Annotated in this window: 10 protein-coding genes; 7 read left to right on the forward strand and 3 right to left on the reverse strand. The window is 69.2% G+C overall.

Going from position 1 to position 12,934, the window contains the following annotated elements; all coding sequences use genetic code 11:
- Positions 1-72 precede the first annotated feature (72 nt).
- The 3 genes from ACIPSA_RS32475 to ACIPSA_RS32485 all read left to right on the forward strand — a co-directional run bounded on the left by ACIPSA_RS32475 (position 73) and on the right by ACIPSA_RS32485 (position 3,337).
- A complete protein-coding gene (locus ACIPSA_RS32475; RefSeq protein WP_402640889.1) occupies positions 73-1,413 on the forward strand; it encodes a hemolysin family protein in 1,341 nt (446 codons plus the stop codon).
- Positions 1,410-2,423, forward strand: coding sequence for a hemolysin family protein (locus tag ACIPSA_RS32480; RefSeq protein WP_402640892.1), 1,014 nt, complete (start codon positions 1,410-1,412; stop codon positions 2,421-2,423). Before ACIPSA_RS32475 ends, ACIPSA_RS32480 begins: the two co-directional genes overlap by 4 nt.
- 65 nt (positions 2,424-2,488) lie before the next feature.
- Positions 2,489-3,337 (forward strand): SGNH/GDSL hydrolase family protein, encoded by an 849-nt coding sequence (locus ACIPSA_RS32485; protein WP_402640895.1) that lies wholly within the window; start codon positions 2,489-2,491, stop codon positions 3,335-3,337.
- Between the two features lie 403 nt (positions 3,338-3,740).
- Here the strand turns inward: ACIPSA_RS32485 and ACIPSA_RS32490 are convergent, their stop codons facing one another.
- A complete protein-coding gene (locus tag ACIPSA_RS32490; protein WP_402640897.1) occupies positions 3,741-5,672 on the reverse strand; it encodes a glycoside hydrolase family 97 catalytic domain-containing protein in 1,932 nt (643 codons plus the stop codon).
- 301 nt (positions 5,673-5,973) lie between these two features.
- On the opposite strand from ACIPSA_RS32490, the gene ACIPSA_RS32495 reads away from it, so the two are divergent.
- Positions 5,974-7,464 (forward strand): RICIN domain-containing protein, encoded by a 1,491-nt coding sequence (locus tag ACIPSA_RS32495; RefSeq protein ID WP_402640899.1) that lies wholly within the window; start codon positions 5,974-5,976, stop codon positions 7,462-7,464.
- 435 nt (positions 7,465-7,899) lie between these two features.
- On the opposite strand, the gene ACIPSA_RS32500 is transcribed toward ACIPSA_RS32495, so the two are convergent.
- Positions 7,900-8,487, reverse strand: a complete 588-nt coding sequence (locus ACIPSA_RS32500; RefSeq protein WP_402640901.1) for a hypothetical protein — start codon at positions 8,485-8,487, stop codon at positions 7,900-7,902.
- A gap of 63 nt (positions 8,488-8,550) precedes the next feature.
- The gene (locus tag ACIPSA_RS32505) at positions 8,551-9,237 is read right to left on the reverse strand and encodes an SDR family oxidoreductase (protein ID WP_402640903.1); all 687 of its coding nucleotides are present in this window, start codon (positions 9,235-9,237) and stop codon (positions 8,551-8,553) included.
- A gap of 625 nt (positions 9,238-9,862) precedes the next feature.
- Between ACIPSA_RS32505 and ACIPSA_RS32510 the strand changes: the two genes are divergently transcribed.
- Genes ACIPSA_RS32510 through ACIPSA_RS32520 form a run of 3 tightly spaced genes read left to right on the forward strand, consistent with a single transcriptional unit; the run spans position 9,863 to position 12,920 of the window.
- The gene (locus tag ACIPSA_RS32510) at positions 9,863-10,741 is read left to right on the forward strand and encodes an alpha/beta fold hydrolase (protein ID WP_402640905.1); all 879 of its coding nucleotides are present in this window, start codon (positions 9,863-9,865) and stop codon (positions 10,739-10,741) included.
- A 5-nt stretch (positions 10,742-10,746) separates the two neighbouring features.
- Positions 10,747-11,355 (forward strand): hypothetical protein, encoded by a 609-nt coding sequence (locus tag ACIPSA_RS32515; protein ID WP_402640908.1) that lies wholly within the window; start codon positions 10,747-10,749, stop codon positions 11,353-11,355.
- The gene (locus ACIPSA_RS32520; RefSeq protein WP_402640911.1) at positions 11,355-12,920 is read left to right on the forward strand and encodes a hypothetical protein; all 1,566 of its coding nucleotides are present in this window, start codon (positions 11,355-11,357) and stop codon (positions 12,918-12,920) included. Before ACIPSA_RS32515 ends, ACIPSA_RS32520 begins: the two co-directional genes overlap by 1 nt.
- Positions 12,921-12,934 lie beyond the last annotated feature (14 nt).

Genomic DNA, 12,934 nt, shown 5'->3' on the forward strand with positions numbered 1-12,934 from the left:
GGGCGAGCCTCCCAGTCGACGACATCGCGCGTTCCCCCCTGCCCTGTCCGATCATGGGACAGGGGTGACCCGATGACCGAAGTACTTCTCCTGCTCGTGGCGGTGCTGCTCTCGCTCGCCTGTGGCGCCTTCGTCGCCGCCGAGTTCTCGCTGACCACGGTCGAACGCGGCGAGCTGGAGCGGGCCGCGGAGCGTGGCGAGCGCGGAGCGGCGGGCGCCCTCAAGGCCGTACGGACTCTGACGTTCCAGCTCTCCGGGGCGCAGCTCGGCATCACGGTCACCAACCTGGTCGTCGGCATGCTCTCCGAACCGTCGATCGCCAAACTGATCGCGGGCCCGCTGGAGGCGCTCGGCATCCCGTCGTCGACGGCGAGCTCGGTCGCGCTGGTCCTGGGCACGGCCCTGTCGACGGTGTTCCTGATGGTCGTCGGCGAGCTGGTGCCCAAGAACTGGGCGATCTCCTCGCCGCTGGCCCTGGCGAAGCGGGTGGGCACCCCACAGCGCCTGTTCAGCGCCGCCTTCCGCCCCTTCATCACCCACCTCAACAACACGGCCAACCGCGTGGTGCGCCGTTTCGGCCTGGAGCCGGCCGAGGAGCTGGCCTCCGCGCGCGGCCCCCAGGAGCTGGCGGCGCTGGCCCGGCACTCCGCCAAGCAGGGCGCCCTGGAGGCGGACACCGCCGAACTGTTCGTCCGCACCCTGAACCTCGCCGACCTCACCGCGGAGAACGTGATGACGCCGCGCGTCCAGGTCGTCTGCCTCGACGTCCAGGCGACCTGCGAGGACGTGGCGAACGCGACCCGGGCGACCGGACTGTCCCGGTTCCCCGCCTACCGCGGCAGCCTCGACTCGGTCGTCGGCATCGCCCACATCAAGGACGTCCTGGCCATGCCCGCCGAGGAACGACGGCACCGGCCCGTCTCCCACGTGATGCGGGAACCCCTGTTCGTCCCCGAGTCGCTCACCGTCGACCGGCTGCTCGACCGGCTCTCCGGCGGGCGCACGATGGCTGTCGTCATCGACGAGTACGGCGGTACGGCGGGCGTCGCGACCCTGGAGGACATCGTCGAGGAGGTCGTCGGCGAGGTGCGGGACGAACACGACCCGCACGAGACCCCCGATCTCGCCCCCGCCGGGGCCGACGGGGACGGCCGTGCGCTGTACTCGGCGGACGGTGCCGCCCGCATCGACCAGCTCGCCCGTGTGGGCCTCAAGGCGCCCGAGGGGCCGTACGAGACGCTCGCCGGCCTCGTCGCGACCGAGCTGGGCCGCATACCCCGGACCGGCGACCGCGTCGAGGTCACCGGATGGCGGCTGGACGTGGTGGACGCGTCGGGTCGCCGGGCGGCCCGGGTGCTGCTGCACGCGCCGCTCGACGACGAGCAGAGTCTGAAGGGGGAGGGCGAGAAGTGACCGCCGTACAACTGCTGATCGGTCTGACGACCCTCGTCCTCAACGCCTTCTTCGTGGGCGCCGAGTTCGCCCTGATCTCGGTGCGCCGCAGCCAGATCGAGCCGCACGCCGAGGAGGGCGACCGGCGCGCGAAGAGTGTGCTGTGGGGCCTGGAGCACGTCTCCGCGCTGCTGGCCGCCGCCCAGCTCGGCATCACCCTGTGCACGCTGGTCCTGGGTGTGGTCGCGGAACCGGCGATCGAGCATCTGCTGGAGCCGGTGTTCCACGCGCTGGGCGTGCCGAAGGGCGCCGGCGCCGCCGTCTCCTTCGTGATCGCGCTGGCGCTGGCCACGTATCTGCACATGCTGCTCGGCGAGATGGTGCCGAAGAACGTCGCGCTCGCCGAACCGGTGCGCACCGCGCTGCTGCTCGGACCGCCGCTGGTCACGCTGGCCCGGGCGCTGCGTCCCGTGATCTTCACGATCAACGCGTTCGCGAACGGCCTGCTCAAGCTCCTGAGGGTGGAGCCCAGGGACGAGGTGGTGGCGACCTTCTCGGACGCGGAACTGGCCGAGATCGTCATGGACGCCAGTACGGCGGGTCTGATCGACGACCGGGCGCGGGAGCGGCTGCACGACGCCCTGGAGCTGGGCCGTCGCCCGGTGCGGGACGTGGTGGTCCCGCTGGAGGGTGTCGTCTACGCGCGCGTGGGCGTCACGCCGGAGCAGCTGGAGCGGCTGTCGGCGGAGTCGGGCTTCTCCCGGTTCCCCGTGGTGGACGAGGGCCGCCGGATCACCGGCTACCTGCACGTCAAGGACGCGCTGGACGCCCTGCCGCGGGACGTGCCGTTCCGGCTGCGCGACATGCGGCCGATCGCGCGCGTGCGGGAGACGACGCCGCTGGACGACGTGCTGACCGCGATGCGGGGCAGCCGTACGCATCTGGCGGCCGTGCTCGGCGCGGACGGACGGCTGGCGGGGCTGGTGACGATGGAGGACGTGCTGCGGGAGCTGTTCGGGCAGCACGCCTGAGCGCCGCGGGCGGTCGAGGGCCGACCGACCGACGGGTATGGAGCCGGGATACCATCGCTCCTGCCATGCACACGAATCCCACGCACCCCACACACACCAGCCTGGTCACGGTCGGCGACTCCTTCAGCGAGGGCATGTCGGACCTGCTGCCGGACGGCTCCTACCGGGGCTGGGCCGACCTCCTCGCCGCGCGGATGGCCGCCCGCACCCCCGGCTTCCGGTACGCCAACCTGGCGGTGCGCGGGAAGCTGATCGGGCAGATCGTCGACGAGCAGGTCGACGTCGCGGCCGCCATGAACCCCGATGTGATCACGCTGGTCGGCGGGCTCAACGACACGTTGCGGCCCAAGTGCGACATGGGCCGGGTACGAGGTCTGCTGACGGAGGCCGTGGAGCGCCTGGCGCCCGCCTGCGGGCAGCTGGTGCTGATGCGCAGCCCCGGCCGCAACGGCCCGGTCCTGGAACGGTTCCGGCCGCGCATGGAGGAGCTGTTCGCCTGCGTCGACGAGCTGGCGGAGCGGCACGGCGCGCTGGTGGTGGACCTCTACGGGGCGCCCTCGCTGGCCGACCCCCGGATGTGGGACGTGGACCGGCTGCATCTGACGGCCGAGGGACACCGCCGGGTCGCGGAGGCGGTCTGGCAGACGCTCGGCTACGTGCCCGAGGACACCGAATGGCGCACGCCGATCCCGGCCACCCCGCCGCCGGGATGGGTCACGCGGCGGGTCACGGACGTGCGGTTCGCCAAGCAGCACCTGCTGCCGTGGATAGGCCGCCGCCTGACCGGCCGCTCTTCCGGGGACGGCCGGACAGGCGCCCAGTTCAGCGCTGAGCTGGGCAAGGCCTTCTGGGTCACCCCTGCGGACCACACAGACCCCGGCCCTGTGACGGACTGGCGACGGGTGGGGCCCTGACCCGGAGCGCCGCCCGGCTGCCATGCACCGATTGAACGCGGGGCCGCACCCGCACGCCCCCTGAAGCCGACGGACCGACGTCACGCCGCGAGTCGTACAGCATCCTGAGCGAGGACCTGCGTTCTGCCGGCCTCGACGACCGGCACACGGCCGGCGGCTGAGCCCGGTCTGCGGACCACCGGTCCCGGCCACAGCCCGGCGGTGTTCAGGTCAGCGGCCGGGCTGGGCTTCCCCGTTGTCGGTGATGTCCGCCGGGGTGGTTCCCGGCGGACCGAGTACGACGTCGCCCACGGTCGGCGGCGGCACCGTCGGCTGAGCCCGGTGCCGGGGTGCGTGAGGCCGGCGGTACAGGAGCGTGGGGTCCGGGACGGCGGGGCGGCGCCGGTGGCAGAACCTCCGGCGCTCAACCCGGCTTCAGGACGACTGCCTGGCCGCCCGCGGGAGCCATCGCGACGCTCAGCGTGGTCGCCGAGGTCACGGTCCGTGTGTTCACGGCGACGGGGGTCTGATACGGACTGCTGCCCGGTGTTCCATCGGCGTAGATCGTCGCGGTGTAGGTGCCGCTGCCGAGGAAGGACAGCGGGATCGACAGGGTCCGGGCGGTCTCGTTGGTCATCACCCCCAGGTACCAGGTGGTGCCGCTGCGCCGGGCGACGGCGACGTACTCGCCGATCGAACCGGCGAGGGTCCTGCTCTGGTCCCAGACGGTGGGGATGGCGTCGAACCAGGGCAGCCCGGGCCACTTGGACGGGGTGGAGTACTTCGAGGGCGTGTCGTACCAGTACAGGAAGTCCAGAGGCTGGTAGTACACGGCGGCCATCGCCATCTGGTGGGCGTTGGTCGTCCGGTCGCGGGACTGGCCGTAGCAGATGGTGTAGTCCATCGGCCCGCCGATGTTGCGGGCGAAGGGCAGGGTGACGTTGTGGGTGGCGGTCGGGAAGCGCTCGTTGCCCCGGACGCCCTCCAGGCTGATCCAGTTGGGGTAGGTCCGCTCGTAACCGAACGGCCGTACGTCGTCGTGCATGTCGATCAGCAGCTGGTACGTGGCCGCCGTCCTGGCCCAGGCGGTGATCTGGTTCGTCATCGCCTGTGTGCCGTCGTTGATGAAGCCCAGCTTGACGCCCGCGGCACCCCAGCTCCGGTAGCGGGCGAACAGGCTGTCCGGGCTGTTCAGGGCGATGCGGTTGACGTAGAGGATGACTCCGATTCCCTTGCCGGTGGCGTAGGAGATGACCGTGGGCATGTCGATGGCGGAGATCGGTTGCGTGGCGTCGGTCGTGGTGGTCTCCGGGCCGTACCACCCCGCGTCGTACTCGATGTACTGCAGGCCGCGGGCGACGGCGAAGTCCACGCCCGCCAGTCCGTCGGCGGTGGTCAGATTGCACCGGAAGACCTTGCCCGGCCTGATCCACGAGGTGTCGGCCAGGGCGCCGGCCGGGGCGAGGTTGAGCACCAGCTCCGCGTTGTCGACCAGTTCGGCGTGGGTGGAGCCGATCACCACCGCGCGCCAGGGCGTGGCGAACGGTGTCGTGGCCGTGGAAGTCGTCTGGACCGTTCCGGAGCCGCGGGCCGTGTGCTGCATCAGGTACGTGGCCAGTGTGTCAGGCTGTCCCGAAACGGAACTGAGCATCATCCGCGGGTAGTCGAGACGGGCCGACTCGCAGACGCAGGCGATGAGGCCGCTCGCGTAGGTGGCGGTCAGGGGCAGGTCGGTGAGCGGGCCGGTGTCCGTGGAGGAGGTTCCGGTGGACGGGACAGAACCGGGCGCGACCGGGTTGTAGGGGTCCTCGTCCCGCGCGCTGTAGACGAGAGTGCCGTCGGGGAAGACGAACGTCGTCAGTTCCTCGGCGATGGAGGCGGTGCCGGAATCCAGCAGGACGTAGCGGAACGCGACGCCGGACGCGTAGGCACGGATCTGGACACCGAAGTTGATGGAGGTGCCGTTGTCCCGGAGGTTCCAGCGCATCTCCTGGTAGGTGTCGGAGACGGTGGCATTGCGTCCGTACACCGGGTTCCAGGCGATGTCGACGTGCCAGTGCTGATAGCTCGTCAGGACCGCGTCGGTACCTAGGGCGGTTCCGTCGCCCAGCCGCAGACCCATGGCCGAACTGGCCACGACCGTCGCGCCGTTGCGCCGGGCGGACCACCGGAGTGCCCCGCCCGTCAGCGACATGGTGATGGCGGTGGTGCCGTCGAGCGACGTCGCGGTGACCGAGGCGTCGGCGGCCTCGGCCGGACGCGTGGCGCCGATGCCCAGCCCCGCCGTCGCGACGGCGACCGCCGCGCCCCTGAGCACCCTGCGGCGGGAGGGTTCCTGACGCCCTGAAACAGTCACTGCCGGCCCACCTCGCTCGACCTGGTTTCAAACAAACCCAACCAGCAAGAAACAGATCCCGACTGCCGCGAAGTTTCTACGCCCACTCGACCGAAAGGTCAACCAGTCGCGGGCACCCATCGCATGTCTGAAATCCCGGACAGTCCGCGCGAGTTACGAGTTGCCGAGCCCGACTTCGACCGCCACGAGCCGGTCAAGATTAAACAAAATCGAACGTGATCCTTGACGCCGCGAACGTACCGCGACTCTCATTGGGCCCGCCGACACCAAGGGATCGTCAAATCTCGGAAGAGAGGCACGCATGTTCGAGGGAGTTCCCCGGCCACCCGCCGGCCGATGGCGGCGCGAAGCCGTCGCGTTCCTGACCCTGCTGGGAGGCCTCGCGGCGCTCCTGCTTCCGGCCACCGAGGCGCACGCGGCCTCGGTGTCGTTCACGACGGGCGCCGCACGCACCGACCAGAACGGGAACACGCTTCAACTGCACGGCCTCGGCATCGTCAAGGTGGGAAGCACCTGGTACGGCTTCGGCGAGGACAAGACCGGCGAGACGTCGTCGGACACGTCGTTCCAGGACATCCCGTGCTACACCTCGACCGACCTTTCCAACTGGACCTACCAGGGTGTCGCCCTGGCCGAGCAGGCCGGCGGCGACCTGGGCCCGAGCCGCGTCGTGGAACGGCCCAAGGTCATATACAACGCGTCGACCAGCACGTACGTGATGTACATGCACATCGACAGCACGAACTACTCCGAGGCCAAGGTCGGTGTGGCGACCAGCAGCACCCCGTGCGGCCCCTACACCTACCGGGGCAGCTTCCGGCCGCTGGGCAACCTGAGCCGTGACCTCGGCCTGTTCCAGGACACCGACGGCACCGCCTATCTGCTGAGCGAGGACCGCAACAACGGCCTGCGCATCGACAAACTGTCCGCCGACTACCTTTCCGTGGACAGCGCGGTGGCGGTGCTGGGCAGCAGCGGCAGCGGCAGCGTCGAGGCGCCCGCCATGGTGAAGGCCAACGGCACCTATTACGTCTTCGGCTCGCACCTGACCGGGTGGAGCCTGAACGACAACATCTACGCCACCGCCACGTCACTCGGCGGCACCTGGTCGTCGTTCCGCAACTTCGCCGCTCCCGGCACCCACACCTACGGCAGCCAGACGGCGAACGTCATCACCGTCCAGGGCTCCTCCGGCACCGCCTACATCTACGCCGGCGACCGGTGGAACACCTCCGACCTGGGCTCCTCGAAGCTGATCTGGCTGCCGATGACCATCAGGGGGACGACGGTGAACGTCGGCCAGTACCCCACCTGGTCCCTCGACCCGGCCGCCGGCACCTGGACGCCCGACAGCGGGGTGCCCTCAGCGGGAGTCCACACCCTGACCAACGGCAAGAGTTCCATGCTGATGGACGTGTCGAGCGGCTCCACCACGAACGGCGCGAAGATCATCCAGTGGCCGTCCACCGGCGGCACGAACCAGCAGTGGACGCTCACGAAGGTGGCGGACAACGTCTACACGCTGAAGAGCGTGAAGAGCGGCCTGTGCCTGGACGTACCGAACCAGTCGACCGCCACCGGCCTGCAGTTGGAGCAGTGGACCTGCAACGGCGGGACCGGCCAACAGTGGTTCCTCGACCTGGTCGGCAGCTACACCGGCAGCACCTACATGCTCGCCGGCGTGGGCAGCGACCTGGACATCGGCGTCTCGGGCAGCTCCACCACCAGCGGGGCCGCAGTGGACCAGGAGACCGGCACCGGCGCGACCAGCCAGCAGTGGAGTCTGTCCTGACAGGTACCCCTGGACCGAGCCGGCCTTCGCAGGGCGCGCCGCATCGGGCTGCGTACAGAGCAACGACGGCGACCCGCCTTGTCGTACGGGTCGCCGTCGTTGTCCAGGCAGAGCCGACCCGTCACGCCGGGTACGTCAGGTGGTGTCGGCGACGAGGTTGATCCCGGGCAGGCTGAGGGGCTGCCGGCGGTTTCGTGCCGCCGCAGCCGTGCGAATCGCACGGACCTTCAGAGCGGCTCGATGTCGTAAGCACAAGATCCGATCCTCCTTCCTTATCCGCGCCGGCCCCGGACGACACCGTGCACCTGTGCGGGCACAACTCCACGCACACCGCGGTAGCCAACTCCTGCCTGCGGCGACCAGATCGGTTGAGACGAGGCGGGAGCGGGAATCCCAGCCGATCCGGTCCGATGCGCGTGGCCCGTGCTGCTCGTCTCAGTTGCCCCGTGAGTGAAGGTCGCGTGGTCCACGTGAGACCAGCGGGCGGCCGCCGTCCTCCGGCAGGACAACGATGAACCGCCAAGGGCCGTCCTCGACGCGGGCCAAGCCGATCGTCGCGGCGGCATCGAGCGCATCGGCGACGGGCCCGGCTCCGTCGGTCAACTCGTCGAGCTTCGCGTAGTGCCTCGCCAGGCTTGCGGATGGACCGTTGATCCACAAGGCGACCCTTGCGCCTTTGCGAAGGGCGGCGAGCAGGTCATCGCGGACTCTCTCCTGCGCGGCGGCCTGGACCCTGTCGTGAAGGCGTTCCTGTGCGCACGGCTCTGTGGGAGCGGCCTCAGCCTTCTCACGGCACCGCGGACATGAATGCAGAGCACCAGGATCGAACAGGTGCAGATATCGAGTGGTATGCCGCGCCGATTTTCCGCACAGGGTCCCGCGCGCGCCTGCCGCGTGCTCGACGCCAGGAGCGCCGTTCACCTCGCAGGCACCGAATCGGGCCGGCTCCCGCGCTGTTGCGAACGACCAGCCATCGGCCGGCACATCGATCATGCGGACGAGCATGCCACAGTCGTCGATCATCGTCGGGACCAGATCCTTCGAGACGCGACCCAATCGACGCTGGATGAGTAGACGACGGCAAGCTCAGTGCTGAGGGGATTGGGAGAGGGAGGCTTTGAGCTGCCTGGTGGGCTCGTCAGCGAGGACTTCGGCACGGCCGTCGGCGATCGCTTGCATGGTCTGCTCAGCGACCTCGGCTGCGGTGATCTTGGGTTCGTCGATCCTGGCACTGAGGTCGGTTTCGACGAAGCCCGCGTGGACACCCACCACCAGGGTTCCCTGCTCCCGCAGGCCTTGGCGCAGGGAGTCGGTGAGTGACCACTGGGCCGCCTTGGAGGCCGCGTATCCGGGGAAGTCGGGCCGCCCGGTCCAGGAGGTCAGGGAGAGCATGTTGACCAGTGCGCCGCCGCCGTGGCGCTGCAGGATCGGGGCGAAGGCCCTGCAGACGGCCCAGGTACCGAAGTAGTTGACTTCCATGGCCTGGCGTGCGCCGTCGAAGGAACCCTCCAGCAGGCGGGTGTCGCCGCCTGAGATACCCGCATTGTTGATGACGATGGTGACGTCATCCGCGGTCGCTGCGGCCGCGGCAACGTCCTCGGGGCTGGTGACGTCCAAACGGAGTGGGATGAGATCCTCGCCGGTCACGGTTGCCGGGTCCCGGGCGCCGGCATAGACCTTGGCTGCGCCATGCCCGATCAGTGCGTTGACGAATGCGCGGCCGATTCCACGGTTGGCTCCCGTTACCAGGGCAACCGAACCCTTGATGTCCATGGTGCTTCCTTTGCCACCTGCCTGCCCTCTTCGGGTAGGCAGGCCGATAAGGGTGATTGCGGGTCCGGACCGGCCTGCGGCGCTCATCGGGAGGGAGCTGCTGCACGATTGCGGCTGGACGCAGCGCCTGGCTGGACGGTATCCCGGTCCCTTGTCAGCGTATGCGGCGGGCGCGGCTCGGGCACCGTTCCATACGCCGGTTCCGGCATCGACATCGAGCGGTTCGGTCAGTGAAGCCAGGGGCCAGTGGTCCTCTTTCCGGATGAGCAACTCGGGACAGGCCGTGGACTCCACGAAACCCGGAGCAGCTCAGGATGCGACGTGACGGGCTGCGCCGTAGGGTCGATTTGTGCACTGGCCCGAGGCGATGTCGCCGATCCCCGCTCACTGAAGCGAGAGGCTGGCCCGCGCGAGGGAAGGCCGTACGAGGCCTCACTCCATTCAGGCACAACATTCGGGCACAACATTCGGGCACAACACGGCTGCGCCGGTCCACGCCCGGTCACCTGGTCCGGGGCACCCGGTGGGGCGGTGGCAAGGCAACCGGCTGCGGGCTTTGGCTCTGGTTGTCCATGTGCGGCGAGCCGGGATCCAGAAGCGACTGAGACGGAAGAGTTGATTGATCATGTCGACCAGCGACATCGCGCTGACTGCCCCGAACCAGTTCGCCGAGGGTGCCAACGGGATCACCTACGCCTACCGGCGGTTCGGCACTCCCTCCCCAGGCGTGCTTCCGCTGGTGATGCTGCAGCACTTCCGCGGCAACCTGGACAACTGGGATCCGCTGCTGCTCGGCGCCCTCGCCGCCCACCGCGAGGTCATCCCGGTCGACAACGCCGGTGTCGGCCTGTCAACCGGGACGGTGCCGCCCACCATCACCGGGATGGCCCGTGACGCCATCACCTTCATCGAGGCACTCGGGCTGTCCAGGATCGACCTGTTCGGGTTCTCCATCGGCGGAATGGTCGCCCAGGAACTCACCCTGATCCGTCCCCAGCTCGTCCGCCGGCTCGTACTGGCAGGCACCGGGCCGCGCAGCGGCGTGCTGATGCACGGCTGGATCAACGACGTCCAGGCCCTCGCCAACGTTGCCGACAATCATCCCGAGGATCTGCTCTCCCTGTTCTTCGAAGTCACCCCGACCAGCCAGCAAAAGGGCCGGGAGTTCTTGGAGCGGCGCGCCTCCCGCACCGAAGACCGGGACAAGCCCGCCGGTCTGCAGGCCCGCGACGCCCAGATGGACGCCATCACCGAATGGGGTGTCCCCGACCCGTCCCAGCTGGACCGGCTGGCCGGGATCACCCAGCCGGTTCTGGTCGCCAACGGTGACAACGACATCATGATCCCGACGCCGAACACCTGGCTGCTGGCCGAACACCTGCCCAACGCGCGCGTCAGGATCTACCCCGACTCCGGACACGGATTCCTCTGGCAGTGGCCCGAGGAGTTCGCCGCGCTGGTCCACGGTTTCCTGTCCGGGGCCGGCGAAGAAAAGGCCCCATGATGGACATGACCAGCCAGGTACGCAGGCGGCGGCGAGCGTCAGATGCGTTGGCGACCGCCGGACTGCGGGTGCTGCTGTGGTGGCTCGGGCACGGGCTGGTGCTGGCGGCGAGGCTCAGCGCAGCGCTCCGGTCCCAGATCACGCGCAGTCTCACCGTGGAGATCTCCGCCGACGACGGTCCGGCACGGCACTGGGACTTCGACGGACAGCGGCGCCGCGTCGCCACCTCGGCGGGCCGGGCCGCAACGCCCGACTTCGCTGTCCGCTTCAGCAGCAGCGGTCACGCACTTCGTGACCTGGTCTCGCCGGATGCCATCGACGCCATCATGCGTGACCGCATCGACGGAACCGTCCGCGTCGAGGGCAACCATCTGCTCCTGATGTGGTTCCGCGGCCTGCTCCGGAAAGTGGTGCCCATCGGCGGGGCCGGTCCTGCCCGGCGGGCCCTCCCGGGCGCCTACGTGGAACACGACCCGGCCGCGAACGGTGTCGAGAAGATCATCATCGAGCCGGCTGTGCGACAGCTCGATCCGCAGTGGACCGGTGCCTGGAACGCACGGGCCAAGCTGTGGATCGTCCGCGGGACCAATGGGGAACCACTGCGGGAGCCATGATGAGCGCCCACGCCGTGCCCCCTCAGGAGGCAGCCCCTTCTCCCGCGCTGAACGACCGCGCTCTGGGCTGGCTGCGGTTCATCTGGGACAAGGCGACCACCCCGGACGACTGGAGCGACCAAGGCGAACCCCTCCCGTGGTGGGACCGCTACACCGCGCCGCCCATGTGCTCCTTCCCCCGCTTCGACGTCCACAACATGGCTTACGTCCTCCCGGTCATGCTCGAGGCGACCCCGGCATGGCGGGAGGTCTACACCCGCATCGCGGACGAACTCGTCCGCCGCTACACCTCGTTCTGGGGCGCGGTCGACTGGTGCACACTGATCGGGCCCGATCCCGGTGCGGACCGCTATCCCCCCGCGTGGCAGGCCTTCATCCCCGAACCGCTTCGCGGCCGCTACTCGGTACCGGGATGGACCGGAAACGGGATCGAACCATGGGGGCTGCAGCCGGACCCGTGCGGCGCCGACGGGAACGTCTTCTACCGGGGCTGGCTGAACCTGGTCCTCGGCATACGCCGCTACGTCTCCGGAGAGGCCACCGAGCACCAACCGATCGAGATCACCGGATACCAGAGCCGTCAGTTCACCTGGACCCACGCACGGATCGCGGAATTCATCTCCGCCCAGTTCCGTAGCCGCCCGCAGGGGCCGCACTGCGAGAACACCAAGATCTGGCCGTTCTGCGTCAGCGCCACCGGGCTCGGCCTCAAGCTCTACGACGCGCTGCTCGGAGCCAACCTGAGCGAGCCGGTCCCGCGCTGGTTCGACTATCTCCGCCGGCACTACATGAGCCTGACCCGCTCCGGCGAGCTGCGCACCTTCGCGCTCTACTACGACCCGATGGAGCAACGCCTCCACTCGCTGCCCGGCCCCTCCGTGGCCCACGGGGTGTTCCCCTGCCTGCTGTACATGTACCCGCAGGACCGCGAGTTCTCTCTGTGGATCTACGAGTTGGCGATGCGGCGACTCGGTTGGTTCGACCCGGATCTCCCGCTGAGCAGACTCCAGGCCGACCCCAACCACCTCAGCACGGCCATGTGGATGGCACATGAAGTCGAGGACACAGCCACCGAGGATCGCCTCCGGGACTACATCGAGAGTGAGTACCAGCCCCGGTTCTTCGGCGAGGAGAGCGACCGTTTCGGATTCTGGTTCGGCTACGACTCCACCTGGCCCCGCGGGCAGGTCAACGCCATCCTGATGCTCGTCGAGAGCGGCAGCCCGGGCGCGTGGTGGCGGATCTTCAACGAACCCCTGCTGCCTTCGGCGTCGGAACCGCGACTCCGTGACGTCGACTACCCCGGTATCGGCATCCGGCGCGCCCAGAACGACATGGTCCACCGCGTCCTCGACATCGAGACCACGGCCGCCACCCCCTCACGGCGAGGAACACCCACCCGTTTCACCATCGATCGGCTCCCCGCCCCCGCTGAGGTTTCGGTCACCGTCGACAACCAGGACTCGGCCGGCTGGCACATCACAGGTGGCGATTCCATCCAGCTCGACCTCGACATCGATGACCACCGAATCCAGGTCGCCTTCCCAGGCGTCAGCTCCCGGTGAGGCAGTCCCCGCAC

Origin of the sequence: Streptomyces sp. NPDC086549, assembly GCF_044746205.1 — a bacterium.
GTDB lineage: Bacteria > Actinomycetota > Actinomycetes > Streptomycetales > Streptomycetaceae > Streptomyces.

Bases quoted from the DNA above. Each gene is read 5' to 3' on its own strand.
- ACIPSA_RS32505 (WP_402640903.1), bottom strand. From the start codon at position 9,237: ATGGACATCAAGGGTTCGGTTGCCCTGGTAACGGGAGCCAACCGTGGA.
- ACIPSA_RS32515 (WP_402640908.1), top strand. From the start codon at position 10,747: ATGACCAGCCAGGTACGCAGGCGGCGGCGAGCGTCAGATGCGTTGGCG.
- ACIPSA_RS32500 (WP_402640901.1), bottom strand. From the start codon at position 8,487: ATGATCGACGACTGTGGCATGCTCGTCCGCATGATCGATGTGCCGGCC.
- ACIPSA_RS32495 (WP_402640899.1), top strand. From the start codon at position 5,974: ATGTTCGAGGGAGTTCCCCGGCCACCCGCCGGCCGATGGCGGCGCGAA.
- ACIPSA_RS32520 (WP_402640911.1), top strand. From the start codon at position 11,355: ATGAGCGCCCACGCCGTGCCCCCTCAGGAGGCAGCCCCTTCTCCCGCG.
- ACIPSA_RS32475 (WP_402640889.1), top strand. From the start codon at position 73: ATGACCGAAGTACTTCTCCTGCTCGTGGCGGTGCTGCTCTCGCTCGCC.
- ACIPSA_RS32485 (WP_402640895.1), top strand. From the start codon at position 2,489: ATGCACACGAATCCCACGCACCCCACACACACCAGCCTGGTCACGGTC.
- ACIPSA_RS32510 (WP_402640905.1), top strand. From the start codon at position 9,863: ATGTCGACCAGCGACATCGCGCTGACTGCCCCGAACCAGTTCGCCGAG.